This window comes from Mesorhizobium sp. BR1-1-13, assembly GCF_020165515.1.
In the GTDB taxonomy this organism is placed as follows: domain Bacteria; phylum Pseudomonadota; class Alphaproteobacteria; order Rhizobiales; family Rhizobiaceae; genus Mesorhizobium.
In genome coordinates this window covers 473,091-497,112 of the sequence record NZ_JAIUIH010000003.1, presented here as the reverse complement: position 1 = coordinate 497,112, position 24,022 = coordinate 473,091, and the positions used below count along the sequence as shown (strand labels likewise).

The following is a 24,022-nucleotide window of genomic DNA, read 5'->3' as shown; positions in this document are numbered from 1 at the left end:
TGGTCTTCGACCACAAAGAGCGGTGGGCCTGGCCCGCCGCTCTTGTTTTTTGCACATTACCAATCCTCCAAGCTCGGCAGAAAACAATCCGAGCCAGGAATAAAACAGGACTGCCTGGGGTCTTGTCCTTAGCGGAACCGTCCTCCCAAGACGCCGCCTGACAGATGAACCCAGGAGATTGAAATGAACAAGATCGCCCTCGCCACCGCCGCCATCCTCGTTGCGACCGGCAGCGCCTTTGCCGGCAGCGACCATTATGGCTCCGACAATGCCAACCAGCCCGTCGCCCTGATAGCGGGCGTGGACCACGTTGTCACCGGCGCGCTCAAGGATACGGGCATGGCCGGCCAAGAGACAGGCGATGCCAAGACGAAGCCCGCTACGGACTGGCCCGAACCCGGCCAGGGCATCTGGGGCAATTAACGTCCCGCGCATGCAGCGGCCTTTGGTTGCCAGCTAAACCCCGGATTTCTAGCGCAGGTCCTTCGGACGCAGGCAATGCGTCAGCCGCGCGGACGACAGGTTGGACCAGGCGCCCTCGAAAACGAGGCGCGCAAAGGCTGCCGTTGCAAATTTTCCTTCGAGCCTCCTGCGCGCCTTGGCCTCTGACCCTGGCCCGGCAAGCTGTTTCGCCAGATCTTGCAGACCGGGATTGTGGCCGACCACCAGCAAGCTGTCGTTCGACGAATCGACGTGACGAATCTGGCCCAGGATATCCGTCGCCGAGGCTTCATAAAGCGCATCGGAGAACGCGACCCGTGGATGCGCCGGTAACTCCGCGTCCACCAGCCGCCAAGTCTCGCGGGTGCGCAGCGCCGGCGATACCAGTGCCCGGTCCGGCAACCACCCGCGGGCCGCGAGTTCGCGCCCTATCAATCGGGCCGACTTCAATCCGCGTCCGGCGAGCGGCCGGTCGAAATCGGGGAGGTTGGGATCGTCCCAGCTCGACTTGGCATGGCGCAGCAGCAGAAGCTGTTTCACAGGCATTGGTCAGGGCCGGCGAATCTGGCCAGACCCGTGCGGGCCTTTTGCTTGATCGCCTCTGTGTCGAAGGAATCGAATGGGCCGCTTTCCAATCCCTCAAACCAAGCTCTGCGCAGCCTATCCGTTTCGATCTGGCGCGAATTCCGATTTAGCGATTCCGAGCCACGCGACATGCCGTCATCCCCGATCCGAGTCCTTACGGCGTGATCCGCGCCAATTGCTCGAAATCGATTTCCTCGCGCAGCGGGCTCGGTGCAATGATCATCGAGGTTGCATTGTCGGCATCGTCGGCGAAGCGGGCAAACACGGTGCGGCCCTTTTCCATACGCGCCTTGCCCTCGGCGACCAGCCCCAGCGCCAGCGGATAGAGCTGGTGTTCGACCTTGAGCACGCGAGCGGCTAGTGTGTCGGCATTGTCGCCGACCATTACCGGCACCGCCGCCTGTGCGATGATCGGACCGTCATCCATCTCAGAGGTAACAAAATGCACCGTGCAGCCATGGATGCGCATGCCCGCCGCCAGCGCGCGCTCATGCGTGTCGAGCCCCTTGAAGGCCGGCAACAGAGCGGGGTGGATGTTGATCATGCGACCCTGCCATTTCTGGACTAGGCCAGTGGTCAGAATGCGCATATAGCCGGCCAGTGCCACGATCTCGGCATTGAAGGCCGTGAGCGCCGCATCGATCGCGGCGTCATGCGCCTGCTTGCTGGCATGGTCGGCCCGGGAAATCACCTGGGTGGCGATGCCGCGCGCCCTCGCCATGCCGAGCCCGGCGGCATCCGCCTTGTCGGAGATGACGCCGACGATTTCGGCGGGGAAAGCCGGGTCGCTGGCGGCGGCGATCAGCGCCGTCATGTTGGAACCGCGCCCCGAGATCAAAACGACAGTGCGTTTCTTCTGCGCGCTCATAGACCGATCGAACCCCGGTAGATGACGCCGGCGTCGCGGCGCGGCACGATCCTGCCGATCGGCGTCACCGTCTCGCCGGCTTCCTGCAAGACGGCAGCGACCTGCGCCGCCTGGCCGGACGCCACCGCCAGGATCATGCCGATGCCGCAGTTGAAGGTGCGCATCATCTCTTCGGGCGCCACACCGCCGGTCTTGGCCAGCCATGAGAACACAGGCGGCACGTCGATGGCGTCGAGATCGAGCTCGGCCGAGAACTCCTTCGGCAGAACGCGCGGGATGTTTTCGGGGAAGCCGCCGCCGGTGATATGGGCCAGCGCCTTGATGCCGTGCGTGTTGCGGATCGCCTTCAGGATCGATTTCACATAGATCCGGGTCGGCTCGAGCAGCGCCTCTGCCAATGTGGCCTCGTCGTTGAAGGGAGCCGGATCGGTCCATGCCAGGCCACTGGTCGCAACGATGCGGCGCACCAGCGAAAAGCCGTTGGAATGCAGGCCCGACGAACCCAGCCCCAGCAGCACGTCGCCCTCGACGATGTCGTCGGTGGGCAGAAGCTGGCCGCGCTCGGCCGCGCCCACGGCAAAACCGGCAAGGTCATAGTCCTTGCCGTGATACATGCCCGGCATTTCCGCCGTCTCGCCGCCGATCAGCGCACAGCCGGCCTGCCGGCAGCCCGTGGCGATGCCGCCGACGATCGCCGCACCTTGGTCTGGATCGAGCTTGCCGGTGGCGAAATAATCGAGGAAGAACAGCGGCTCGGCACCCTGAACGACGATGTCGTTGACGCACATGGCGACCAGGTCGATGCCGATCGTGTCGTGCTTGCCGGCGTCGATGGCGATCTTCAGCTTGGTGCCGACGCCGTCATTTGCGGCGACCAGCACCGGGTCGGCAAAGCCGGCGGCCTTGAGGTCGAACAGGCCGCCGAAACCGCCGATCTCGCCATCGGCGCCCGGCCGGCGCGTCGCCTTGACCAGCGGTTTGATCTTCTCGACCATGAGATTGCCGGCATCGATGTCGACGCCAGCATCGGCATAGGTGAGCCCGTTCTTACGCTTGACTGTATCGCGCTTCATATCTGGCTTGTCGCTGTTTCCTTTGCGGCTCTTCGCATGAACGGTTTCGGTCCGCAAGGAAAACGGCGCTGAAACTGCCGCTCCCCACCAGGGGAAGCTCGGCAGCTTCTCTCTTGCGCCCATCCCCCATCTCCATCATCTATCGTTCAGACAGAAGCGACGGGACATGCGCTTGACCATCCCCAACCTGATAACAATCATGCGCCTTGTCCTGGTGCCTGCCGTGGTGCTGGCCATGCTCCAGGCGCGCTGGGATTGGGCGTTTGCCGGGTTCCTCGTTGCCGGCATCTCCGACGGCATCGACGGCTTCATCGCCCGCCGGTTCAACCAGCATTCCAAGCTCGGAGCCTATCTCGATCCGGTGGCCGACAAGCTGCTCCTGGTTTCCGTGTTCGTCGTCCTTGGCTTCATCGGGCAATTGCCGCTATGGCTGGTCGTCACCATGGTATCGCGCGATGCGCTGATCATTTGCGCGGTGCTGTTGTCCACCGTGATGGCCCATCCCGTCGAGATGAAGCCGCTCCTCGTCTCCAAGGTCAACACCGCCATCCAGATTGTACTGGCGGCGCTGGTGCTGGGTGAGCTTGCTTTTTCGATCCATCTCGATCCACTTCGTCCCGCCCTCATAATGCTGTCCGGGGTCTTGACCGTGGCTTCGGCCGCAGCCTATCTCGTGGCTTGGCTGAGGCATATGAGCGGCTATGGCGAAGGCTCCACCCCGGGCACCTGACAAAGAAGCTGCGGCGAGCGCGCCGGCGGCAGCCGGTGATGATCCATCCGCCGGATTCCGCCGGCAGATCTTCTTTTGGCTCGCCGGCGTCGCCGCGCTCGCGCTTTTCCTCTATGTTTTCAGCGCCATCCTCTTGCCCTTCGTGGCCGGCATGGTGCTCGCCTATTTCCTCGATCCGGTGGCCGACCGGCTGCAGCGGCTCGGCCTCAGCCGTTTCATGGCAACGGTGGTCATCCTCATCACCTTCCTCGTCGTGCTGGTGCTGGCCTTCGTCATCCTCATCCCGGTGCTGGCGACGCAGATGGCCGATTTTGCCGGCAAATTGCCTGAGTACCTGACCCGGCTTCAGAGCCTGATCACCTCGTTCGATCCGAAATGGCTGGAACAGAAATTCGGCGTCAACGCCAATGGCCTGCGCGACGGATTGAACTCACTGCTGACATCCGGCTTCGGTCTGCTGACGACCGTGTTCACCTCGATATGGAGTTCGGGCGTGGCGCTGGTCTCGGTGATAAGCCTGTTCGTGGTGACGCCGGTGGTCGCCTTCTACATGCTGCTGGACTGGGACCGCATGGTGGCGGTGATCGACAGTTGGGTGCCGCGGGACAATGTCGCCACGGTGCGCGCCATCGCCAGGGACATCAACACGGCAACGGCCGGCTTCGTGCGCGGGCAGGGCACGCTGTGCCTGGTGCTGGGCGCCATGTATGCCACCGGCCTGACGCTGACCGGTCTCAATTTCGGCATCCTCATCGGCCTGTTCGCCGGGCTGATCTCCTTCATCCCCTATGTCGGCTCGCTGACCGGGCTGGTGCTGGCCGTCGGCGTTGCCTTCGTCCAGTTCTGGCCGGACTGGACCATGGTCGTCGCGGTTGCGGTGGTGTTCTTTATCGGCCAGTTCATCGAGGGCAATATCTTGCAGCCGCGGCTGGTCGGCAAAAGCGTCGGCTTGCATCCGGTGTGGCTGATGTTCGCGCTGTTCGCCTTCGGCGCGCTGTTTGGCTTCGTTGGCCTGCTGATTGCGGTGCCTGCGTCGGCCGCGGTCGCGGTGCTGGTGCGCTTTGCCATTGCGCGTTATCTGGAATCGCCGCTCTACAAGGGTCACGGCAAGGCCGTGCCGCCATTGCCGGCCGGTCGTCGCAAAGGCATCAATCCATGATCCGGCCTGGCCGGGTCGCGCGGCTGAGCCTGGCATGAGCGACCAGAGGGCCGACCCGCCGCGCCAGCTGCCGCTCGATCTCGGCCATGGCACTGGCTATTCGCGAGACGAACTCGTCGTCTCCGGCACCAACAACCAGGCAGTGGCGCTGGTCGACCGCTGGCCGGACTGGCCCTCGCCGGTGGTCGTGCTGGCCGGTCCGGCTGGTTCCGGCAAGACCCATCTGGCCTCGATCTGGCGGGCACGGGCGGATGCCGTTCAGGTCGACGCGCGCCGCGTCGGTGACAGCATCGCAAATCTCGGTGCCCGGCCGGCGCTGATCGACGATGTCGATACCGGGACCGTCGACCAGCAAGGGCTGTTTCATCTGATCAATGCGGTGCGCGGCAGCGGCTCGCATTTGCTTTTGACGGCGCGCCGCTTTCCCTCGGCCTGGGGCGTTACGCTGCCCGATCTGGCGTCGCGGCTGAAGGCGGCGGCAACCATCGAGATCCACGAACCCGACGATCTCCTGCTGGCAGGTGTCATCACCAAGCTGTTCGCCGACCGCCAGGTCGAGGTCGAGCCGCATGTCGTGCAATATCTGGTGCGCCGCATCGAGCGCTCTCTTGCGACGGCCATGCGCGTGGTGGAGCGGCTGGACCGCGCCGCGCTCGAACGCAAGACGCCGATCACCCGGGCGCTGGCGGCTGAAACCGTCAGCGCCATGGACGAGGGGCAGGGCGAGTTCGAGGTCTAGCGCGCGATGGTCGGCCGGCCAGCAAACGGTGGTTCCATGTCCCTTTAGCCGTCCCATTTCGGGAAACAAAAGCTGGCACCGATCTTGCGATACAAGCTTGCCGGCTGACCCCGGTCCTGATTGCGTTCCAAATCAGGTTGTAGGCTCGCCGGGAGTGGGGCGGTTGGGGTTCTCGCCCGGCGAGCTTGCCTTCTCTGGACCATGTGATGGCCGATGCTGCCGAAGCCGGTAGTCGGACGGACGGCGACCATCAGCTTCCATTTTGTGATCTGTTGAAAAGGACCATTCGATGGTCTATTTCTTGGTCGAGATATGGAGCGGAGCATGCGGAGCGTCAATGCAGGTATCCGCCACCGACGCAAAGGGGCAACTAACCGAGTTGGTGCGCCGCGCGGAGGCAGGCGACGAGATCGTTCTGACCCGTCACGGTCAAGCAGCGGTGCGGCTGGTTCCGATCAAGGCGGTGCCCGACAGGAGAAGCCGTCGCGCGCTCCTGGAAGCGGCACGCACAGCTGGCGCGGCCAAAGCGAAGGCCGGACCGTCGGCCGCCTGTAGCCAGGATTTTCTCTATGGCGATGACGGCATGCCCGAATGATCGCGGTCGATACCTCGGCGTTGATGGCGATCGTGCTTGGCGAACCGCAGGCCGACGCCTGCGTGGCCGCGCCCGAAGCCGAGAGCGGCTTGCTGATTCCGCCGGCTCGGTCGCCGAGGCGCTTATCGTCGGGTCGCACCGTGGCGTTGCCGAGGAGCTATCAAGCCTGATCGACGGGCTTGGTTTCGAGGTGGTGGCAGTGACGCCGGCCTCTGCCCGGCGTATCGCTGAGGCTTACATGCAATGGGGTAAGGGCATTCACCCGGCCGCGCTCAATTTCGGCGATTGTTTCTCCTATGAGGTGGCGAAGGAACACGGCTGCCCTCTGCTTTATGTCGGATCCGATTTTTCGAAGACGGACATAGAAGGCGCGCTCTAATGTATGTCGTCCAAAGTTGCGCCCCTTTGTCGGCCGAGGATCAGCCGGTTCGGCCGTGGCTGGTGAGAAGCCGCAATATCTGTACATGCGAGGGAAGCTCGATCAGGAATTCCTCATCGCGATCGAGGTGATGGATGCTGCTGGCGTCCCGGCCCGTGAAACGCGCCATCGCCTCGACGCTCTCCCAATAGGAGATGGTCATGAATTCCGAATGCGTGGCAGTGTCCTGGCGAAAGGTCTGGACGCCCAGCGCCTTCTCGATCAGCGGCTTGATGCCGGCCTCGTAGTTGTAGGCTTCATAGGCATCGGCCTTATCAGGCAAGGTTCTGCCGCGCCAGATGCGAGCGATCTTCGGGGTCTTTGACGGATCGGTCATAACCGCAGAACTTTTGAATGGGGTGGGGGTTCCAAATCCCGTTGTGGGACGATGCAGCGCGCGCAGATCAACACGGGGTGAGTCGCCTGAACATGCGAGTCGATCCTTTGAGGGCTGCCATACGGTGCGGGCCGTTCAAACCATGCGCGATTGCACGAAATCGATGAAGGCGCGCACCTTGGCCGGCGGCAAATGCCGCGAAGGGTGGAGCGCGTAGAGCGGAAAGCTCTCGCCATGCCAATTCGGCAGGACTTCGACCAGTGCGCCTTGCCGGATGAGGTGCTGCACGCCAATCGCCTTGATCCTGGCGACGCCGACACCGTCGAGACAGGCGCCGAGCATCGTGCCGAATTCGGTGACCATCAGGCGGCCGGTGGTCCTCACATCGACGACCTCATCACCGCACCGAAACCGCCACTCCTCGACTGGCTGGCCCGTCAGCGAATCCCGAACCTGGATGCAGGCATGGTCAACGAGATCGGCGGGGATGGCAGGATACCCGTGCGTCTTCAGGTAGGTGGGGGCGGCCACCGCGACCGTGCGGGTCTCCACAAGTTTCCGTGCCACCAGCGACGAAACCGGCGGCGTACCGAAGCGGATGGCGATGTCGAACCCTTCAGCCACCAGATCCCCCAACTGGTCCCTCGCAACCAGCTCGAGCGAAAGGTCCGGGTAGAGCGACAGGAATTCGCGGATATGCGGCGCGAACAGCTGGCGCGAGAAGAAGGCGTCCACATTGACGCGCAGCCGGCCGCGCACCGCGACCGACGTGCCGGAGGTCACGGTTACTGCGTCTTCGATCCCCGTCAGCAATGGCGCGACCTCGGCGTAAAGCCGACGGCCCTCGTCGGTCAGCGATACCGCGCGCGTCGTGCGGTCGAGCAGCCGGACGCCGACACGGGCTTCGAGACGCGAAACCGCACGGCTGACACCCGAGCGCGACAGGCCGAGTGCGTCGGCCGCCCGGGCAAAGCTGCCGCCTTCGGCGATCGCGGCCAGCACGCCGACATTTGAGATCACCCGTCCATCGAACGCCATGGCTGGACTCGTTGAGTTCTGATCAACAATGATATGATTTAATAGCACTCACTGCAACAGTCGGTCTCGACCTATAGACCCGTCATCCGCGCCATACCGGCGCGCCGACACTGAAATGGAGACGGATCATGTATGCAATCACCGGCATCACCGGCAAAGTCGGCGGCACGTTGGCGCACGCCTTGCTCGCCGCCGGCGAGCCCGTTCGCGCCGTTGTACGCGATGCCGCCAAGGGTGGGCCATGGGCTGCGCTCGGCTGCGAGGTCGCGGTCGCCGCCTTGGACGATGCGGAAGCGCTGACGCAAGCCTTTAAGGGCGCAGCGGCGGTGTTCGTGCTGCCGCCGCCGGTGTTTGATCCGGAGCCCGGCTATCCCGAAGCGCAATCGGTAATCGACAGCGTCGTGACTGCGTGGAAGGCATCGAGGCCGGCCAAATTTGTCTGCCTGTCGACGGTCGGTGCCGATGCGGCGGAGGAGAATTTGCTGTCGCAACATACGATGATTGAGGCCGCATTGAGTGCGCTTCCAGGGGCAGTCACCTTTCTGCGGCCCGCCTGGTTCCTGGACAATGCCGTCTGGGACGTCGCATCGGCACGCGAGACAGGCCTCGTCCACAGCCCGCTCGCGCCGACGGACAGGGCGCTGCCGATGGTGGCCGCCCGGGATGTCGGACGGGTAGCGGCAGAACTCATCCAGCAAGACTGGACCGGCACGCGTATCGTCGAACTGGAAGGCCCGGCACGTGTATCGCCCGATGATCTCGCCGCCGCCTTCGGGGCCGCGCTTGGCAAGCCGGTCCGCGCCGTCCCTGTACCGCGCGAGACCTGGGAAGCGCTTTTCCGTTCGCAAGGCATGAAGAACCCGCAGCCGCGCATGCGCATGCTCGATGGGTTTAATGAGGGATGGATTGCCTTCCCCGACGAAAAGAGGACAATCAAAGGCACGACGAGGGCAGCGGAAGTGATCGCGTCTTTGGTGGCGGGCGCATAGTTCGCACGGATATGAAGAAGGTGGTCGGAGTGGAGAGATTCGAACTCCCGACCCTCTGGTCCCAAACCAGATGCGCTACCAGGCTGCGCTACACTCCGAACGGTCTGTTGCCTATTCATTTCAGTGTTCCATGGCAAGTGCAAAAACCTGCAAGTGCAAAAACCTTGCCGCCGTCGGCATTGCGCAGTAATGACGGGCGAAGAGGCGGCGATGCTGCCTTGCACAGCAATGAGGTGGTCATGTCCGCGCGCATTTTCAGTCCAGCCAAAACCGCGATGCAGTCCGGCACCGCCAAGACCGGCCACTGGGTGCTGGAATTCGATCCCGAGATGCGCAAGAAGATCGACCCGCTTATGGGCTACACCACTTCCGGCGACATGAGGAGCCAGATCAAGCTGACCTTCGACACGCGCGAAGAGGCCGTGGCCTATGCCGAGAAGGAAGGGCTCGCCTACCGCGTCGAGGAGCCGAAAGAGCCCAAGCGCCGCCAGATTTCCTATGCGGAAAATTTCCGCTATGACCGCAGGACGCCCTGGACGCATTGACCGGCAAAAGCCCGGGCGGACGCCAGCGCAGACATCTTACCGGCTCCGAGCCGGCCAGCGGTCCCGTAGCTCAGCTGGATAGAGCACCGGCCTTCTAAGCCGATGGTCACAGGTTCGAATCCTGTCGGGATCGCCAATTTTTTCAATGGCTTAGCTGCTCCGTAAGCGAAAAGTTCCAACGCGGGCAGGAGCCCGGTTGGACCTTTTCGTCCCTTTTCGTCTTCACGAATGCGCTTGCAGCCGAGCCGGCGGGACCTCGCCGCCGCCGCGCCCTTTCCGTATTATTTCGTGACCTTGTCGCGCGGGAACCTTCGCAAGGATCAGGCGTTCGGGGCCTTGTATTCGCGGCGTCTCATAAACATAAGTATGCGGGCTGCGAATGGCGGGCAAACAAATACGGGTTGGGGAAGGAGAGAACGCCGTCATGTCGAAACGTGAAATTGGAACGTCGCCCGCCTTGGGGCGACGTATCGCCGAGCTCAAAGCCAAGATGCAAACCGCCCAGATTTCCGACCATGAGATGAAGACCTTCCACAAGGTTGCCGCCATCATGGGGGCGGGCGAAGGCTCTCTAGGCCTGGATGCCGACGATCTGATCGCGGCATCCTTTGTTGCAGAGACGCTGGGCGAATCGGCGCCCAACGGCTGACGGCAGGCCCCTCTTGTCGTAGGTCCGGATCGATCATCCGGACAAATCTTCGAGACGCAGGTCGGAGGCGGCCGCCGGTCCGGCGGCCGTGATCCTGCGACTTCTGCTGTCGAATTGAAGGGAAAGTCTTATCGTTTTGTTTGCGTTGGCGCGTCATAGTAGACGCGGCTAACGGAGTTGAAGAGATGAAGCTCGACCTGTCGCCGACGAGTTGGGGCAGGGTGATCGCCGTCACCGCCGCCGGCACGGCGTTCTTCATTGGCGTGGCGTTTTTCGTCGATTCGTTCAATTTCCCCTATCTTTCGCCCGAGGCTGTGTGGCGGGCACAACTGACCGACATTCTGTTGCCGCTGGTGCTGGGTGGATCGTTTCTCTTCTTCCTGATGTGGAAGATACGCCAGTTGGCCATTGCCCAGCGTGACCTCAGCGTCGTTGCCGCCACCGACAGCCTGACGGCAGTGCTCAACCGGGGCGCTTTCTCCATGCTTGTCGAGGCCTATCTCGAACAGGTCCGCAAGCAGGCGTCGGCCAATTCCGGTGCGCTGCTGATCATCGACGCCGATCACTTCAAATCGATCAACGACCGGCTTGGTCATGACTGCGGCGACCAGGCGCTCAAGCTGATCGCGCAGACGATCAAGGATCAGCTCCGCGGCACCGACATCGTCGGCCGCATCGGCGGCGAGGAATTCGGCGTGTTTCTTCCCGGCGTCGATCCCTCGCAATCCTGGCTGGTTGCCGAAAGCATCCGCCGGCGAATTCGCGAGGTGGAATTTTCGCCCGGCGGCCGGTCCTGTCCGCTTTCCGTCAGCATTGGCGGCACCGCCTTTAACGGGCCGACCACATACGAGGAGATCTTCTCTGCTGCCGACAGGCGGCTCTATGCCGCCAAATCGAATGGACGCGACCAGGTCAGTTTCGATCCGATGGTTTCCCAGCAAACGCCGCCAGCCGCGACAATCACGGTTCATTGAGGCGGACCCGGCCAGCCACTGGGGCCGGGGGCGCGTTGCCGGGGATTTCAACAGCTATCACGCAGAAGGTATTTTCGCTTTGCGCGCCGCCCGCTAAAGGTGGTGGCCACAGCTCCGGCCGGGGCTGAATGCATCGGGCAGGGCCTTCTTCGCATGACATTGATGGGCGCAGCGGCACTGCTGATCCTGGTCCTGACCTATGCCGGCGTCGCTGTCGGCCGCATACCGGGGCTGCGTCTCGACCGGGCGGGCATCGCACTGCTCGGCGGGGCCGCGATGATCGCCATCGGCGCGATCAGCATGGAGGACGCCTATCGCGCCATCAATTTCGACACCATCACGCTTTTGCTCGGCATGATGATTGTGGTGGCGCATCTGAAGGTCTCGGGCGCCTTTCGCGGCCTTGGCGCCATTGCGATCGAGCACGCGCATGCGCCGTTCATGCTTTTGGTTATGGTGACGCTGCTGACCGGCCTGCTGTCGGCTTTCCTGGTCAATGACGCCATCTGTCTTGTCATGGCGCCGATCGTCGTTCACGTCACCCGCGCGATCAAGCGCAACCCGGTTCCTTACCTCATCGCGACCGCCACCGCTTCGAATTGCGGCAGTGTCGCCACCATCACCGGCAATCCGCAAAACATGGTCATCGGTGCGCTGTCGGGCATTTCCTATCCGGCCTTTTCAGCGGCTCTGGCTCCGGTTGCGCTGTTCGGTCTCGGCGCGGTCATCGCCGTTGTTCGCATCGTCTACCGCACCGAATTCGCGCGCAACGGCGAATTGACGCCGCAGGTCTCGCGCGGCCGCATGCATCGCCGCCAGGTGCTGAAAGCGGTGGTGGTTTGCATCGGACTGGCCGTGGCCTTCTTCGCCGGTGTGCCCGTCGCCAAGGCGGCGCTCATCGGCGGCGCCATCCTTCTGCTCACCCGCGCCATCAAACCAGAGCGCATCTATCGCGAAATCGACGGGCCATTGCTGTTCATGTTCGCCGGCCTGTTCATCGTGGTTGCCGGCGCCGAACGAACGCTGCTGACACCGGACATCGTTGCCTCGGCCAAGAATCTCGGGCTGGACGACGTCTGGCGCCTGTCGGGCTTCACCGCCTTGCTCTCCAACATAATGAGCAACGTGCCGGCCGTGCTGGCGCTGCGGCCCTTCATCCCCGGCCTGGACAACCCCGAGCGCGCCTGGCTGGTCGTCGCCATGAGCTCGACGCTGGCCGGCAATTTCACGCTCCTGGGTTCGGTCGCCAATCTGATCGTTGCCGAGCAGGCGCGCGCCGCCGGCACGTCGCTGTCGTTCGGCGCTTTCTTCAAAGTCGGCCTGCCATTGACGCTGCTGACGCTGGCGGCCGGCACGGCATGGCTGGCGCTCTGATCCCTGGCGCGACTGTTCCGTGCTCAATTGCTGCGGAGTGACGGGTGCTCCGGAGTGGCGGGGCTTGGTATTTGCCTGCAAGTCCCGCCACTGGCCCAGATTTTCAGGGCGCCACTACCAATCGGCCTTTCATGTTGGGATGGAAGCGGCAGAAATAATCAACCGTTCCCGCTGTCTTGAGGGTCAGTTTTCCCTTCGCCTTCGGCGGGATCATCACCTCCCAGCCGCCCTTCACCGTGGCCGTGTGGGCGAATGCATCCTTGTTCACCCACTCGATCGTATTGCCGACCCTGGCGTCGATGGTTGTCGGCGAGAAGACGAGCTTGTCGATCATCACCTCGATGGTCGCGGCCGGCGCCGGGTCGGCGGCAAGCACCAGCGCCAGCCCGACAAGGAGCGGTCGGATCAATGCGGCTTTCATTTCAACATGCCGGCGACATGTTCGGCATGCTGCTCATGCCCCTGGAAGATCTTGAGGCCGGTTTCGAGCAGGCTCTTCAGCTCGGCATTGCTGGCTGACGGAATGAGCAGGGTTTCGAGCGCTCCATTGACCTGCTTGTGGTAGGCCACCTCGTTTTCGATATAGGCCTTGTCGAAGGCAGCCCCTTTCAGCTTGGCGAGCTTGGCATGTTCCTCTTTCGCCGCCTTGGTCAGCGCCTGGCTGGTGGCATTGTCTTCCGGCTTCACCTTGAGCTTCTTGAGTAGGTCGAGCGCCTGCTTGTTCACCGCTTCGTGGTCGCGCTCCATGTCCTTGGCGAAATCGACGATCTGCTTGTTCTTGGATTTCGTGATTGCCTGCTTGGCCGCCTCGATGTCGATCATGTCGGCAGTGTAGGCGATGTGGGCGATCTGCGGGTCGGTCGGCTTGTCGGCAGCTTGCGCGAATGGGGCAGCGCCAAGCAGCAAGAGGGCGGCAAGCGCTGCGGTGTGTCGGATAAGCATGGCATCTCCTTCCGCCCGACAGCCTGGGCAGCGGGCTTCATCTGGGTTGACATTCATTGGATGAGGATGGCGCAGAAACGTTCCCGACAAATCGGCGAAAGATCTGGCCTTGAAGATCACCCCTCGAATCCGAGCCGCTTCATCACGGCCTGCGTCAGCCGTTCGCAGCGCCGGCCGGCGAAGGGGAAGGCGTCGAGCAGCACCGGCCCGATCTCGTCGTCCAGCGCCTTGCGCAGCAAAGCGCGGGCGCGGTGCAGTCTCGTCTTGACGGTCTCGGGCCGCACGCCGAGCAGGTCGGCGGTCTCCTCGATGCTCAGGCCCTCGATGACGCGGGCCACGAAAACCGCGCGATAGGCGTCGGGCAGGCTGTCGGTCGCCCGCTCGACAAGCCCGAGGATCTGCCGCTGCGCCATCGTCCGCTCCGGATCGTCGCTTGGGTTGAGGGGAAACCGGATGATCTGCGCTTCCGGGTTTTCAGGCATGGCCACGGTTCGCCGTCCTTTGCGAAGCCGCCCGAGTGCCTCGTTGATGACGATGCGCGACAGCCAGGTGGAAAGCGAAGCATCGCCGCGATAGGTGCCAAGATTGGTAAAGGCCCTGACATAGGCCTCCTGCACGATGTCCTCGGCCTCGCTGTCATTGCGCACCATGCCGCGCGCCAGTCGGTAGAGCCGCTGGTTATTCAGCTTCATGATCTTGCGAAAGGCATCGCTGTCGCGGGCAAGCGCTCGGGCTACGAGCCGGAGCTCGTCCGTCGCGGTTGATGCTGCCGTCAGCGCGGGCATGTGTCCTCCATCGATCCTTGCACGAAAGATTGGATGCAGGTTTCGAAAAAAGGTTCCCGAAAAATCACGCCAGGCCGATCGCCTAGCTGCCTATGCTAGCACTTTGGCCGGCTCTCTGCCGGTGTTTTGCATCCGCGCCGTCGCGGCCAGCAGATCGGTCTGCGTGATCAGCCCGAGGATGCGGTTTTTATCGTCGACGATGATGACGGCGTGGCTGCGCCCGTCGGTCAGCACCGGCAGCAGCGCCATGGCGGCCGAGCCGGCAGTTGCGGTTGCCGCCGGCGAGATCACGGTTCCGACCGTGCCGGCCGCCAGCGTCAGTTCCCGCAAGCCCACGGTTCCGGCCAGCCTTGCCTCGGCATCCACCACCGGTAAGGTGCGTATGTTGTGGTCGAGCAGCAATTGGCGCGCAGCGGCGGCTGGCGTGTGCTCGTCCACCGAGATCACGTCGCGCGACATGATGTCTTGGCACCGCAACGTCGCATGCTCGCGCACCATGGCCTGCAATTCGACCTGCCGCAGCAGCCGGTCGAGATCGCCCCGGTCGATGTCGAAGGTTTCGTCGAGCGCTCCAAGCGCGGCATCGATGTCCTCGGAGCGAAAACCAACGCGCAATTGCGCCGGCGGATCGATGGTGCCGTGGCTGTTTACTGGCGCCGGGGCCGGCACGTGCGGGTAGTTGCGCCTGGCCAGCTTGTGGAAGCCGTAGCCAAGCGCCACCAGCAGCATCGAATTGACCGCCACCGGGATAAAGGGAAACAGGAAGCCGGCGCTGATGACGGCTGGACCGCCGAATACCGCGGTCAATGCCGCCGCACCCCCAGGTGGATGCAGGCAGCGCGTGAACGACATGGCGGCGATCGCCAGCGCTACCGCAATACCGGTGGCGAGCACCGGTTGGTGCACGAATTGCACCACGATCACGCCGACAAGCGCCGAGATCGTGTTGCCGCCGATGATCGACCAGGGCTGCGCCAGCGGGCTGGCGGGCACCGCGAACAACAGCACCGCCGATGCTCCCATCGGCGCCACCAGCAGCGGCACATGTGGCCCGCTGCCCAGCGTAAGCCCGCTGATCGCGCCAGTCAGCGCAATGCCGATCATCGCACCGACGCAGGCGATGATGCGTTCGCGCAGCGTTGCGCCGGCAAGAATGGGAACAAAGAGGCGGAACGCCATGGGCAGGCTCTTGGTGCGGTGGCTGGGGAATGATTTCCGCTGCCGCAATGAAGCGGAAGCCGGCAATTTGGAAGTCAAACAAATCCGCAAAACTGCGGATGGGGAGAATAATATTGCCGACATGGCCGAACCGGGGTGCCGCGAGCGGCCCCCGTTTGCTCAATCGCGTCAAGGCGTTGCGGGCGTTGCTGGTATGGTCCGGAAGGTCGCGTCAGGCCGCTGCGGCGGCGGTGAGCCCGCGAAGAATATCGGTCATGAGGTCCTCGACATCCTCGAGGCCGATCTGCAGACGAATCAACGGCCCTTGATAGGGGCCCTTGGCAACGACGCGGTCGCCGAGCCAGACCGGCACGGCAAGGCTCTCGTAACCGCCCCAGGAGTAGCCGAGACCGAAGATCCGCAATGCGTCGAGGAACGCGTGCTGCTGTTTCTGGCCGCCGCCGGCAAGCACGATGGAAAAGATGCCGCTGGAGCCGGAAAAGTCGCGCTTCCACAGGGCGTGGTCGGGATGACTGGGAAGGCCAGGGTGGAGCACGCGCGCCACGCCCTTCTGGCCTTCCAGCCACGCCGCGATGGCAAGCGCGCTGCGCTGATGGTGATCGAGGCGCACGCCCATGGTTCGCAGGCCGCGCAGCACCTGGTAGACGTCGTCGGGTCCGGCGCAGCAGCCAAGCGTGCAGAAGCTTTCATACAGCTGTTTCCAGCAGGCCTCGGTGGCCGACACCGTACCCAGCAGCACGTCCGAATGGCCGGCGGGATATTTCGTCGCCGCGTGGATCGAGATGTCGACGCCATGGTCGAGCGGACGGAAATAAAGCGGCGTTGCCCAGGTATTGTCCATCATGACGATGGCACCGGCGGCGTGCGCGGCCTTGGCGATGGCTGGTATGTCCTGCACCTCGAACGTGTTTGAGGCCGGCGATTCCGTGAACACCACCTTGGTGTTCGGCTTGATCAAGGCGGCGATGCCCGCGCCGATGCCGGGAGCATAATACTCGACCTCGACGCCGAGCCGCTTCAGCATCGTGTCGGCGAAGTTGCGCGTCGGATGATAGACGCTGTCGACGATCAGCAGGTGGTCCCCCGCCGAAACGAAGGCAAGCAGCGGCACCGTCACCGCCGCCAGTCCCGACGGGACCACGATCGTGCCGGCCGACCCCTCCAGCGCGTCTATGGCCTGGGCCAAGGCGTCGGTGGTCGGTGTGCCCCGCGTGCCGTAGGTGTATTTCTGGTCCCGTCCAGCCATCGAGGCGGCATTGCGGAACAGCACCGTGGAGGCGTGCACGACAGGCGGATTGACGAAGCCGAAATAGTCGTGCGGATTGTTGCCCGAATGGGCAAGCCGCGTGTTGATGCCCATTTTGCCAGTCACCGGCCCGTTGCCGTCTTTTGCCATTCGTCGTCGCCTTTTTTGGTAAGCCGCTAGCCATAGTGCGGCGACATGGACCGCGCAACAGCCGGCTTTCGCCAAGACCCCGACTTCGAATGTGCCAATTGCCGAGCCGCCGCAGGCCGACTGCAAGCGGTAATGCCGCGGCCAGAAAGCCCGCCGCCGGCAGCGGCATGCGTCGCCTGATAACGCAAAGCGCACCTCACCATGACCCAGATCCAGCCAGAGGGCGCAGACATCGGCACGCAACCGGCCGGCAGAGCACAGTAACGCAGAGTAATCCGGCGGATGGACTTTTCGCGGACAGAGCGCAGCCTGGCGTGGGGCGAGCTTCGCCGGCTTTATTCGCGCTTGTGACTAAATTGCGGGCGCGTTTGTCTGCGATTCAGGCAATTGCGGCAAACGATTTTCAAACCCATCTGAATTCGGTCATTTTCCTTGACCTCACAGGAATTATCGCCTTCGATGCTGTTCGTGAATGGGAGGCGGCGCGTCGACTGCGATGCGGAGTTCCGGAAATGGGCCGGAACGGAAGGCTGCGTTCACGCGGGAAAAAAGATCAGGTTTGCCTGAAAACAGAAAAGGGTCTGTGGGTCATGAAACACATTGCAATCGGCATCCTTGGAGCCGCCGCGCTTGGAGCCGTGGCTTCAACGGCTTCAGCCACCACGCTCGACACGGTCAAGCAGAAGGGCTTCATCCAGTGCGGCGTCTCGACGGGCCTGGCCGGCTTCTCGGCGCCGGACGACAAGGGTGACTGGCAAGGCATCGATGCCGATTTCTGCCGCGCCGTGGCGGCCGCCGTCTTCGGTGACGGCTCCAAGGTCAAGTTCACGCCGCTCAGCGCCAAGGAGCGCTTCACCGCCTTGCAATCCGGTGAAATCGACATCCTGTCGCGCAACACCACCTGGACCATAAACCGCGACACCGCACTTGGCCTGAACTTCATCGGCACCACCTACTATGACGGCCAGGGCTTCATGATCAATGCCAAGAAGCTGCCGGGCGTCAATTCGGCGCTTCAGCTGTCCGGCGCCGCCGTCTGCGTGCAGAGCGGCACCACCACCGAGCTCAACCTCGCCGACTACTTCAAGGCGAACAAGATGGAGTACAATCCGGTCGTTTTCGAGAAGCTCGAAGAGGTTAACGCGGCCTATGACGCCGGCCGCTGCGACGTCTACACCACAGACCAATCGGGCCTTTACGGCATCCGCCTGACGCTGGGTGCGCCGGCCGATCACGTCGTGCTGCCGGAGATCATCTCCAAGGAGCCGCTCGGACCGGCGGTGCGCCAGGGCGACGACCAGTGGTATCATATCGTCAAGTGGACCTATTTCGCGCTGCTCGATGCCGAGGAACTCGGCATCACCAAGGCCAATGTCGACGAGATGAAGAACTCGGCCAGCCCTGAGATCAAGCGCGTGCTCGGCCAGGAAGCCGACACCAAGATCGGCACCGATCTCGGCGTCTCCAACGACTGGGTCGTCAACATCGTCAAGGCGGTCGGCAATTACGGCGAAATGTTCGATCGCAATGTCGGCTCGGGCAGCCCGCTGAAGATCGCCCGCGGCATCAACGCGCTGTGGACCAAGGGCGGCCTGCAATACGCTCCGCCGATCCGCTGATCGAAATGTGATCCGGAAGGCAGAACCATCTGCCTTCCGGTTTCTCTTTCACAGGGGACGGTGATATGGCATCGCAGGAAATCCTTCGCGAGGACACAAGTCGCGGCTCCTTTATCAACGACCCGAAAGTCCGCAGTCTCTTCTTCCAGACACTGGTCGTCGTCGTTCTGTTCGGCTCTGTCTGGTGGATCGTGCAGAACGTCATCGACAACCTGCAGCGTCTTCACATCGCCTCCGGTTTCGGCTTCCTCAGGGGTCGCGCCGGATTCGACATCTCGGACACGCCGATCGCCTACACGTCGGATTCGACCTATGGTCGCGCCATCATTGTCGGCCTGATCAACACCATCATCGTCGCCGTGGCCGGCATCGTCACCGCGACCATTATCGGTTTCGTCATCGGCATCGGCCGGCTGTCGCAGAATTGGCTGATCCGCAAGATCTGCACGGTCTATGTCGAGATCTTCCGCAACATCCCGCCGCTGCTGGTCATCTTCTTCTGGTATTCGGGCGTGCTGGCCGTGCTGCCGCCGCCGCGCGAGAGCTATAACCTGCCTTTCGGTTCCTTCCTCAACCAGCGCGGTTTCTATTTCCCGCGCGCCGTCTGGGGCGAGGGCTCATGGCTGATCTTCGTGGCGCTCATCGTGGGCATCGCCATGGCCTGGTTCGTCGCCCGCAAGGCGCGCCAGCGGCAGATGGCGACGGGTCAGCAGTTTCCCGTGTTCTGGACGTCCGTCGCGCTCATCGTCGGCCTGCCGCTGCTCGCCTATGCGCTGAGCGGCTTTCCGCTGAGCTTCGATTTTCCGAAACAGTCGACCTTCAACCTGACCGGCGGCTTCCAGGTCAAGCCGGAGTTCCTGTCGCTCTATCTGGCGCTGTCCTGCTACACAGCGGCCTTCATCGCCGAGATCGTGCGTGCCGGCATCAGGGGTGTCAGCAAGGGCCAGACCGAGGCCGCCGCCGCACTTGGCCTGCGCTCGGGATCGATCCTGCGGCTGGTCGTGGTGCCGCAGGCCATGCGCATCGTCATCCCGCCTTTGACCAGCCAGTATCTCAACCTGACCAAGAACTCCTCGCTGGCCATCGCCATCGGCTATCCAGACCTGACGGCGACCGCCGGCACGGTGCTCAACCAGACCGGCCAGGCGGTCGAGGGCGTGCTGATCATGATGATCGCCTATCTCATCCTCAGCCTGGTGACCTCCGCCGTGATGAACGTGGTCAATGCCAGAATGGCGCTGGTGGAAAGGTAGGGCCATGCAGGAACACGACATGTCCTGGGTGCGCACCGAAATGGCCCTGGCGGAGCCGGCGCCGATCAGCGAGCGTGGCCTGTATGCCTGGGTCCGCAAGAACCTCGTCGGTTCGGTCGGCGACACCATCCTCACCTTCCTCGGCATCATCATCGTCGCCTGGGTCCTGCCGCAGGTCATCAACTGGGCCTTCATCAATGCCCAGTGGACCGGACCGGACCGGACCGTCTGCGCGACCGTGGCACAAGGTGGCATCCAGCCCGATGGCTGGAGCGGAGCCTGCTGGGCGTTCGTCAACGCCAAGTTCGGCCAGTTCATGTTCGGCACCTATCCGCTCGAGGAGCGCTGGCGGCCGATCCTGGTCGCCATCCTGTTCGCGGCGCTGCTGGTCCCTATGCTGATCCCCAGCGTGCCCCGCAAGGGCCTGAACGCCATCCTGCTGTTCCTGGTGCTGCCGATCGTCGCCTTCTTCCTTCTGGTCGGCGGCGTGTTCGGCCTGCCGCATGTCGAGACGTCGCGGTGGGGCGGACTGCTGATCACGCTCAGCCTCTCCTTCGTCGGCATCGCCGTGTCGCTGCCGCTGGGCACCGTGCTGGCGCTCGGCCGGCGCTCCAAGATGCCGATCGTCAAGATGCTGTGCATCATCTTCATCGAAGCCGTGCGCGGTATCCCGCTGATCACCGTGCTGTTCTTCGTCAGCGTCATGCTGCCGCTTTTCCTGCCGGCCGGCGTCACCTTCGACAAATACCTGAGGGCCCTGATCGGCGTGTCGCTATTTGCCGCCGCCTATATGGCGGAGGTGGTGCGCGGCGGCCTGCAGGCGATCCCCAAGGGCCAATATGAGGGCGCCGATTCACTCGGCCTCGGCTATTGGCAGAAGATGGGCCTGATCGTGCTGCCGCAGGCGCTGAAGCTGGTCATCCCCGGCATCGTCAACACGTTCATCGGCATGTTCAAGGACACCAGCCTGGTCCTCATCATTTCGATGTTCGACCTGCTCGGCGTGGTCAAGCAGAACTTCTCGGACGCCAACTGGGCGACGCCGCAGACCGCGAAATCCGGTCTCGTGTTCGCCGCCTTCGTGTTTTGGCTGTTCTGCTTCGGCATGTCGCGCTATTCAATGTATACGGAACGCCGGCTCGACACCGGTTACAAACGATAAAAAGGGGATTGGTTCATGGCCACCGAAAACGCCGTCAGCGCGGAAGAGATCAAGGTCAATGCCGCGAAGATGCACATCTCGACCACCGATGTCGCCATCGACATCATCGCCATGCACAAATGGTACGGCGAGTTCCATGTGCTGAAGGACATCAACCTCAAGGTGATGCGCGGCGAGCGCATCGTCATCTGCGGCCCGTCCGGCTCCGGCAAGTCGACCATGATCCGCTGCATCAACCGGCTCGAAGAACACCAGAAGGGCAAGATCTTCGTCGACGGCAAGGAATTGACCAACGATCTCAAGAAGATCGACGAGGTGCGCCGAGAGGTCGGCATGGTATTCCAGCACTTCAACCTGTTTCCCCACCTGACCATCCTGGAGAACTGCACGCTGGCGCCGATATGGGTCCGCAAGACGCCGAAGAAACAGGCCGAGGAGATGGCCATGCATTTCCTCAAGCGCGTCAAGATCCCCGAGCAGGCCAACAAATATCCGGGCCAGCTCTCCGGCGGCCAGCAGCAGCGCGTGGCGATCGCCCGTTCGCTGTGCATGAACCCGCGCATCATGCTGTTCGATGAGCCGACCTCGGCACTCGACCCGGAAATGATCAAGGAAGTGCTGGAGACCATGGTTAGCCTTGCCGAGGAAGGCATGACCATGCTGTGCGTCACGCACGAAATGGGCTTTGCGCGGAAAGTCGCCAACCGGGTGATCTTCATGGATCAGGGCCAGATCGTCGAGCAGAACACGCCGGCCGAGTTCTTCGATCACCCGCGCCACGAGCGCACGAAGCTGTTCCTGTCGCAGATATTGCACTGAGCGCTGCTTGGTCGAAATGGAAGGAGCCCGGCCGCGCCACAGTCGGGCTTTTTCACATTTGGCCGATCGGATCGTTTCGATTGAAATGTGATGGAACCGCAAAAACTATGCCCGGATGAGAAAACGCCTTCGTTTCCTGGCAGTGCTGGTTGCCGCGGTGGTGCTGGTCGCGGCACTCGGCACGCTGGTGCCGCGACCACTCTGGCCGGCTGCCGCGGCCGGCGAGGGCGTCAGGCACATTCTGGTGCAGAACAATCCGATCCACACCGACATCGCCATTCCCGTCGATGACGGCGTGCGCCGGCGCTTTCGCTTCCTCGCCGTTGCCGGCCAGCCTTCCGACGCGCCCGAGGTGCGCTACATCGTCTTCGGCTGGGGCGGCCGCGCCTTCTACCTGGAGACGCCGACCTGGTCGCAGCTGAAGGTTATGCCCGTATTCAAGGCCCTGACGCTTGACGCTTCAGTGATGCATGTCGAGGTCGCCGGCGATATCTCCGGACCCGATGTCGCCGGCTTCGACATCCCGGAAGACCGCTTTGCCGCATTACTCGACTTCATCGATGCGAGTTTTCAGCAAGGACCAGGCGGGCCGATCGTCATCGCCGGGGCCGCCTATTCCGATTTCGACCGCTTCTATGAGGCGAACGGCCATTTCAATGCGCTGGCCGGCTGCAATACCTGGACCGCCGCCGCCTTGCGGACCGCCGGCCTGCGCACGGGTTGGTGGAACCCGCTGCCGGTCTCGCTCGGGTGGTCGTTGCGGCTGTATAATTGGTAGGTCGCGCAGATAACGCCAACGCCTCGTTCGAGTTCTAGACCCGCCACCCATAAAGCCAGTCCAAATCCGCGGCGAGCTTCTCCGGCGTCCGCATTTTCAGGAAAAGGTTGCGCGCCAACGCCACCGGACCCCAGGCATGCCAGGCAAGGCGGTTGAGAGCGCCGCGACGTGCCACTCTCACGACGCGCGGCCGGCGCAGGCCTTCCCAGATTTGAAGACTTCCGGCCAGGTCGGCAGGAGAGGCGGCCATGACGTCGGCAAGCGTGGCGGCATCCTCGATGGCCATCGCGGCGCCCTGTGCCGCGAACGGCGTCATGGCATGCGCCGCGTCGCCGACCAGCGCGATGCGGCCCGACCTTACCCATGGCTGCTTCTGATCGACCGTATGGACCGGCCAGGCCGCCCACGGCCCGGCCAACGCCGCAAGCCTTGCCAGCGCTGGCGCGGTGCGGCGCATGGCGCCGGCCAGGATTGCGGGATCGGCGTGGCCGGACCAGCCTTCGGCGATACGCTCGCCCCTGGTGAAAGCGACGAGGTTGATGGCGCTGCCCTTGCTGACGGGATAGGCGACCATGTGAAAGCCGGGATGCAGGAAGGTGGTGACGCAGTCCGGCGCACCGATCTCTGCAAAAGCTTGCCCGGCAGGACCGTCTGCGCTGACGGTTGCCCGCCAGGCCAGTTCGCCGGAGAAGTGGCTTTTCGCAGGCTTGGTTTTCCTTCCTTGGTCGGCAAGTCCGCGCACCGACGACCAGACGCCATCGGCGCCGACCAGAAGGAAGCCTTCCGCCGCGACGGGCCTGCCACCCACATCGGCTGCCGCGGTGATGCCTGAACTGCTGATCGTGACGCTGCCAAGGCGCGCGCCGGTAGTGAGATGAACATCGGGCATGGCAGCCACGCGCGTCATCAGCGCGTTTTGCAGGTCCGCTCGATGCGCCACGAGGTAGGGCGCACCCCAGCGCGCCTCGCCGGCTCGTCCAAGAGGTACGCGCGCCAGTTCGCCCAAGGTTGCCGCATTCTTCAGCACCACGGCTTCCGGCCTGACGGCATTGGGAAGAAGTGCGTCGAGTACGCCGAGCTCACGCAGGATGCGTGTCGCGTTGGGCGAAAGCTGGATGCCAGCGCCCGCCGCCTCGAGGCGCTGCGCCTGTTCGAAGATCCGTACGGGATAGCCGCGCTCGGCGAAAGCCAGCGCCGCGGTCAGCCCGGCAATACCCGCCCCGGCGATGATGACTTGCCGGGACTGTGCCTCTGCCATTGGCCCGGCCGCTGGAAGTCAGGCGGCCTGGTCGATGTAGAGGCAGCCGGCCGGCAGCGTTTCCATCGCCGTCAGCTTCGGCGAATAGCGGTAGAGCGTCGAGCAGTAGGGGCAGACCTTCTCATTGTCGTCGCCCATGTCGAGAAACACATGCGGATGGTCGAAGGGCGGGTTGGCCCCGGTGCACATGAATTCCTTGACGCCGATATCGATCGCCGGATGGCCCGCATCGTTCTGGAAATGGGGAATGGAACCGCCTGCCATCGTCGTCTCCTTTAGCGCAGTCTGCTCAGCGTTTGGATCATAACCGGTCTGTT

27 protein-coding genes, 2 tRNA genes and 1 pseudogene are annotated in these 24,022 nt (G+C 63.3%); 17 read left to right on the top strand and 13 right to left on the bottom strand.

Translation table 11 applies throughout. The features are described 5' to 3' along the window. Window positions 1–183: 183 nt before the first annotated feature. The gene (locus LB533_RS10075) at window positions 184–423 is read left to right on the top strand and encodes a DUF680 domain-containing protein (protein ID WP_224677103.1); all 240 of its coding nucleotides are present in this window, start codon (window positions 184–186) and stop codon (window positions 421–423) included. A gap of 48 nt (window positions 424–471) precedes the next feature. Here LB533_RS10075 and LB533_RS10070 read toward each other — a convergent pair whose 3' ends face one another. From LB533_RS10070 to purM, 3 genes are all read right to left on the bottom strand, one after another. Continuing rightward, window positions 472–987 (bottom strand): SixA phosphatase family protein, encoded by a 516-nt coding sequence (locus LB533_RS10070; RefSeq protein WP_181169232.1) that lies wholly within the window; start codon window positions 985–987, stop codon window positions 472–474. A 193-nt stretch (window positions 988–1,180) separates the two neighbouring features. After that, window positions 1,181–1,894 (bottom strand): phosphoribosylglycinamide formyltransferase, encoded by a 714-nt coding sequence (purN, locus tag LB533_RS10065; protein ID WP_140637663.1) that lies wholly within the window; start codon window positions 1,892–1,894, stop codon window positions 1,181–1,183. After that, on the bottom strand, window positions 1,891–2,967 hold the full coding sequence (gene purM, locus LB533_RS10060; protein ID WP_140637665.1) for a phosphoribosylformylglycinamidine cyclo-ligase: 1,077 nt from the start codon (window positions 2,965–2,967) through the stop codon (window positions 1,891–1,893). Before purM ends, purN begins: the two co-directional genes overlap by 4 nt. A 172-nt stretch (window positions 2,968–3,139) precedes the next feature. Here purM and LB533_RS10055 point away from each other — a divergent pair, with 172 nt between their 5' ends. The 5 genes and pseudogenes from LB533_RS10055 to LB533_RS10035 all read left to right on the top strand — a co-directional run bounded on the left by LB533_RS10055 (window position 3,140) and on the right by LB533_RS10035 (window position 6,569). After that, window positions 3,140–3,697: a CDP-alcohol phosphatidyltransferase family protein gene (locus tag LB533_RS10055; RefSeq protein ID WP_224658586.1), complete on the top strand. Its 558-nt coding sequence runs from the start codon at window positions 3,140–3,142 to the stop codon at window positions 3,695–3,697. After that, window positions 3,669–4,856, top strand: a complete 1,188-nt coding sequence (locus LB533_RS10050) for an AI-2E family transporter (protein ID WP_224556802.1) — start codon at window positions 3,669–3,671, stop codon at window positions 4,854–4,856. The genes LB533_RS10055 and LB533_RS10050 overlap by 29 nt, the downstream gene beginning before the upstream one ends. Window positions 4,857–4,890: 34 nt before the next feature. After that, window positions 4,891–5,595 carry a DnaA regulatory inactivator HdaA gene (gene hdaA / locus LB533_RS10045; RefSeq protein ID WP_140637667.1) on the top strand — a complete coding sequence of 235 codons (705 nt, stop codon included), beginning with the start codon at window positions 4,891–4,893 and terminating at the stop codon, window positions 5,593–5,595. Between the two features lie 337 nt (window positions 5,596–5,932). Next, a complete protein-coding gene (locus LB533_RS10040) occupies window positions 5,933–6,190 on the top strand; it encodes a type II toxin-antitoxin system Phd/YefM family antitoxin (protein WP_224677102.1) in 258 nt (85 codons plus the stop codon). Continuing rightward, window positions 6,187–6,569: pseudogene (locus LB533_RS10035) on the top strand (type II toxin-antitoxin system VapC family toxin). Before LB533_RS10040 ends, LB533_RS10035 begins: the two are co-directional and overlap by 4 nt. Before the next feature lie 40 nt (window positions 6,570–6,609). Here the strand turns inward: LB533_RS10035 and LB533_RS10030 are convergent. Next, window positions 6,610–6,945, bottom strand: coding sequence for an antibiotic biosynthesis monooxygenase family protein (locus tag LB533_RS10030; protein ID WP_224677101.1), 336 nt, complete (start codon window positions 6,943–6,945; stop codon window positions 6,610–6,612). 135 nt (window positions 6,946–7,080) lie between these two features. Next, the gene (locus LB533_RS10025; RefSeq protein ID WP_224677100.1) at window positions 7,081–7,983 is read right to left on the bottom strand and encodes a LysR family transcriptional regulator; all 903 of its coding nucleotides are present in this window, start codon (window positions 7,981–7,983) and stop codon (window positions 7,081–7,083) included. 128 nt (window positions 7,984–8,111) lie between these two features. On the opposite strand from LB533_RS10025, the gene LB533_RS10020 reads away from it, so the two are divergent. Further along, on the top strand, window positions 8,112–8,972 hold the full coding sequence (locus tag LB533_RS10020; RefSeq protein ID WP_224677099.1) for an NAD(P)H-binding protein: 861 nt from the start codon (window positions 8,112–8,114) through the stop codon (window positions 8,970–8,972). Window positions 8,973–8,993: 21 nt separating this feature from the next. Here the strand turns inward: LB533_RS10020 and LB533_RS10015 are convergent. Then, window positions 8,994–9,070, bottom strand: a tRNA-Pro gene (locus LB533_RS10015). Window positions 9,071–9,211: 141 nt separating this feature from the next. Here LB533_RS10015 and LB533_RS10010 point away from each other — a divergent pair. The 5 genes from LB533_RS10010 (at window position 9,212) to LB533_RS09990 (ending at window position 12,514) form a co-directional block, all read left to right on the top strand. After that, the gene (locus LB533_RS10010; RefSeq protein ID WP_140494338.1) at window positions 9,212–9,517 is read left to right on the top strand and encodes an ETC complex I subunit; all 306 of its coding nucleotides are present in this window, start codon (window positions 9,212–9,214) and stop codon (window positions 9,515–9,517) included. Between the two features lie 59 nt (window positions 9,518–9,576). Further along, window positions 9,577–9,653 (top strand) — tRNA-Arg (locus LB533_RS10005). Window positions 9,654–9,941: 288 nt separating this feature from the next. Further along, window positions 9,942–10,166, top strand: a complete 225-nt coding sequence (locus LB533_RS10000) for a hypothetical protein (RefSeq protein WP_140638286.1) — start codon at window positions 9,942–9,944, stop codon at window positions 10,164–10,166. Window positions 10,167–10,351: 185 nt separating this feature from the next. Next, window positions 10,352–11,140 (top strand): GGDEF domain-containing protein, encoded by a 789-nt coding sequence (locus LB533_RS09995; protein WP_140549233.1) that lies wholly within the window; start codon window positions 10,352–10,354, stop codon window positions 11,138–11,140. A gap of 153 nt (window positions 11,141–11,293) precedes the next feature. After that, window positions 11,294–12,514 carry an anion transporter gene (locus tag LB533_RS09990; RefSeq protein WP_224677098.1) on the top strand — a complete coding sequence of 407 codons (1,221 nt, stop codon included), beginning with the start codon at window positions 11,294–11,296 and terminating at the stop codon, window positions 12,512–12,514. Window positions 12,515–12,617: 103 nt separating this feature from the next. Here the strand turns inward: LB533_RS09990 and LB533_RS09985 are convergent, their stop codons facing one another. The 5 genes from LB533_RS09985 to LB533_RS09965 all read right to left on the bottom strand — a co-directional run bounded on the left by LB533_RS09985 (window position 12,618) and on the right by LB533_RS09965 (window position 16,816). Further along, the gene (locus LB533_RS09985; protein ID WP_224677097.1) at window positions 12,618–12,935 is read right to left on the bottom strand and encodes a cupredoxin family copper-binding protein; all 318 of its coding nucleotides are present in this window, start codon (window positions 12,933–12,935) and stop codon (window positions 12,618–12,620) included. Next, window positions 12,932–13,456, bottom strand: a complete 525-nt coding sequence (locus LB533_RS09980) for a DUF4142 domain-containing protein (protein ID WP_224677096.1) — start codon at window positions 13,454–13,456, stop codon at window positions 12,932–12,934. Before LB533_RS09980 ends, LB533_RS09985 begins: the two co-directional genes overlap by 4 nt. Window positions 13,457–13,572: 116 nt before the next feature. Continuing rightward, window positions 13,573–14,241 carry an RNA polymerase sigma factor gene (locus LB533_RS09975; RefSeq protein ID WP_224677095.1) on the bottom strand — a complete coding sequence of 223 codons (669 nt, stop codon included), beginning with the start codon at window positions 14,239–14,241 and terminating at the stop codon, window positions 13,573–13,575. Between the two features lie 90 nt (window positions 14,242–14,331). After that, on the bottom strand, window positions 14,332–15,420 hold the full coding sequence (locus LB533_RS09970) for an HPP family protein (protein WP_224677094.1): 1,089 nt from the start codon (window positions 15,418–15,420) through the stop codon (window positions 14,332–14,334). A 211-nt stretch (window positions 15,421–15,631) separates the two neighbouring features. Next, window positions 15,632–16,816 (bottom strand): cystathionine beta-lyase, encoded by a 1,185-nt coding sequence (locus tag LB533_RS09965; protein WP_224677093.1) that lies wholly within the window; start codon window positions 16,814–16,816, stop codon window positions 15,632–15,634. Between the two features lie 590 nt (window positions 16,817–17,406). Here LB533_RS09965 and LB533_RS09960 point away from each other — a divergent pair. The 5 genes from LB533_RS09960 to LB533_RS09940 all read left to right on the top strand — a co-directional run bounded on the left by LB533_RS09960 (window position 17,407) and on the right by LB533_RS09940 (window position 22,447). Beyond that, the gene (locus LB533_RS09960) at window positions 17,407–18,435 is read left to right on the top strand and encodes an amino acid ABC transporter substrate-binding protein (protein ID WP_140494320.1); all 1,029 of its coding nucleotides are present in this window, start codon (window positions 17,407–17,409) and stop codon (window positions 18,433–18,435) included. A 65-nt stretch (window positions 18,436–18,500) separates the two neighbouring features. Next, entirely contained in the window at window positions 18,501–19,688 is a 1,188-nt protein-coding gene (locus LB533_RS09955) for an amino acid ABC transporter permease (RefSeq protein WP_224677092.1), read from the top strand. Between the two features lie 4 nt (window positions 19,689–19,692). Continuing rightward, the gene (locus LB533_RS09950) at window positions 19,693–20,850 is read left to right on the top strand and encodes an amino acid ABC transporter permease (protein WP_140637678.1); all 1,158 of its coding nucleotides are present in this window, start codon (window positions 19,693–19,695) and stop codon (window positions 20,848–20,850) included. A gap of 69 nt (window positions 20,851–20,919) precedes the next feature. After that, the gene (locus LB533_RS09945; RefSeq protein WP_181165173.1) at window positions 20,920–21,669 is read left to right on the top strand and encodes an amino acid ABC transporter ATP-binding protein; all 750 of its coding nucleotides are present in this window, start codon (window positions 20,920–20,922) and stop codon (window positions 21,667–21,669) included. 115 nt (window positions 21,670–21,784) lie between these two features. Further along, complete coding sequence (locus LB533_RS09940) at window positions 21,785–22,447, top strand: TIGR02117 family protein (protein ID WP_140637679.1); 663 nt, start codon at window positions 21,785–21,787, stop codon at window positions 22,445–22,447. Between the two features lie 34 nt (window positions 22,448–22,481). Here LB533_RS09940 and LB533_RS09935 read toward each other — a convergent pair whose 3' ends face one another. Both LB533_RS09935 and LB533_RS09930 read right to left on the bottom strand, forming a co-directional pair. Further along, entirely contained in the window at window positions 22,482–23,705 is a 1,224-nt protein-coding gene (locus LB533_RS09935) for an FAD-dependent monooxygenase (protein ID WP_140637680.1), read from the bottom strand. Between the two features lie 18 nt (window positions 23,706–23,723). After that, window positions 23,724–23,969, bottom strand: coding sequence for a zinc-finger domain-containing protein (locus LB533_RS09930; RefSeq protein WP_140494310.1), 246 nt, complete (start codon window positions 23,967–23,969; stop codon window positions 23,724–23,726). Window positions 23,970–24,022: the final 53 nt, after the last annotated feature.

Bases quoted from the DNA above. Each gene is read 5' to 3' on its own strand.
- LB533_RS10075 (WP_224677103.1), top strand. From the start codon at position 184: ATGAACAAGATCGCCCTCGCCACCGCCGCCATCCTCGTTGCGACCGGC.
- LB533_RS10070 (WP_181169232.1), bottom strand. From the start codon at position 987: ATGCCTGTGAAACAGCTTCTGCTGCTGCGCCATGCCAAGTCGAGCTGG.
- purN (WP_140637663.1), bottom strand. From the start codon at position 1,894: ATGAGCGCGCAGAAGAAACGCACTGTCGTTTTGATCTCGGGGCGCGGT.
- purM (WP_140637665.1), bottom strand. From the start codon at position 2,967: ATGAAGCGCGATACAGTCAAGCGTAAGAACGGGCTCACCTATGCCGAT.
- LB533_RS10050 (WP_224556802.1), top strand. From the start codon at position 3,669: ATGGCGAAGGCTCCACCCCGGGCACCTGACAAAGAAGCTGCGGCGAGC.
- hdaA (WP_140637667.1), top strand. From the start codon at position 4,891: ATGAGCGACCAGAGGGCCGACCCGCCGCGCCAGCTGCCGCTCGATCTC.
- LB533_RS10040 (WP_224677102.1), top strand. From the start codon at position 5,933: ATGCAGGTATCCGCCACCGACGCAAAGGGGCAACTAACCGAGTTGGTG.
- LB533_RS10030 (WP_224677101.1), bottom strand. From the start codon at position 6,945: ATGACCGATCCGTCAAAGACCCCGAAGATCGCTCGCATCTGGCGCGGC.
- LB533_RS10025 (WP_224677100.1), bottom strand. From the start codon at position 7,983: ATGGCGTTCGATGGACGGGTGATCTCAAATGTCGGCGTGCTGGCCGCG.
- LB533_RS10020 (WP_224677099.1), top strand. From the start codon at position 8,112: ATGTATGCAATCACCGGCATCACCGGCAAAGTCGGCGGCACGTTGGCG.
- LB533_RS10010 (WP_140494338.1), top strand. From the start codon at position 9,212: ATGTCCGCGCGCATTTTCAGTCCAGCCAAAACCGCGATGCAGTCCGGC.
- LB533_RS10000 (WP_140638286.1), top strand. From the start codon at position 9,942: ATGTCGAAACGTGAAATTGGAACGTCGCCCGCCTTGGGGCGACGTATC.
- LB533_RS09995 (WP_140549233.1), top strand. From the start codon at position 10,352: ATGAAGCTCGACCTGTCGCCGACGAGTTGGGGCAGGGTGATCGCCGTC.
- LB533_RS09990 (WP_224677098.1), top strand. From the start codon at position 11,294: ATGACATTGATGGGCGCAGCGGCACTGCTGATCCTGGTCCTGACCTAT.
- LB533_RS09985 (WP_224677097.1), bottom strand. From the start codon at position 12,935: ATGAAAGCCGCATTGATCCGACCGCTCCTTGTCGGGCTGGCGCTGGTG.
- LB533_RS09980 (WP_224677096.1), bottom strand. From the start codon at position 13,456: ATGCTTATCCGACACACCGCAGCGCTTGCCGCCCTCTTGCTGCTTGGC.
- LB533_RS09975 (WP_224677095.1), bottom strand. From the start codon at position 14,241: ATGCCCGCGCTGACGGCAGCATCAACCGCGACGGACGAGCTCCGGCTC.
- LB533_RS09970 (WP_224677094.1), bottom strand. From the start codon at position 15,420: ATGGCGTTCCGCCTCTTTGTTCCCATTCTTGCCGGCGCAACGCTGCGC.
- LB533_RS09965 (WP_224677093.1), bottom strand. From the start codon at position 16,816: ATGGCAAAAGACGGCAACGGGCCGGTGACTGGCAAAATGGGCATCAAC.
- LB533_RS09960 (WP_140494320.1), top strand. From the start codon at position 17,407: ATGAAACACATTGCAATCGGCATCCTTGGAGCCGCCGCGCTTGGAGCC.
- LB533_RS09955 (WP_224677092.1), top strand. From the start codon at position 18,501: ATGGCATCGCAGGAAATCCTTCGCGAGGACACAAGTCGCGGCTCCTTT.
- LB533_RS09950 (WP_140637678.1), top strand. From the start codon at position 19,693: ATGCAGGAACACGACATGTCCTGGGTGCGCACCGAAATGGCCCTGGCG.
- LB533_RS09945 (WP_181165173.1), top strand. From the start codon at position 20,920: ATGCACATCTCGACCACCGATGTCGCCATCGACATCATCGCCATGCAC.
- LB533_RS09940 (WP_140637679.1), top strand. From the start codon at position 21,785: ATGAGAAAACGCCTTCGTTTCCTGGCAGTGCTGGTTGCCGCGGTGGTG.
- LB533_RS09935 (WP_140637680.1), bottom strand. From the start codon at position 23,705: ATGGCAGAGGCACAGTCCCGGCAAGTCATCATCGCCGGGGCGGGTATT.
- LB533_RS09930 (WP_140494310.1), bottom strand. From the start codon at position 23,969: ATGGCAGGCGGTTCCATTCCCCATTTCCAGAACGATGCGGGCCATCCG.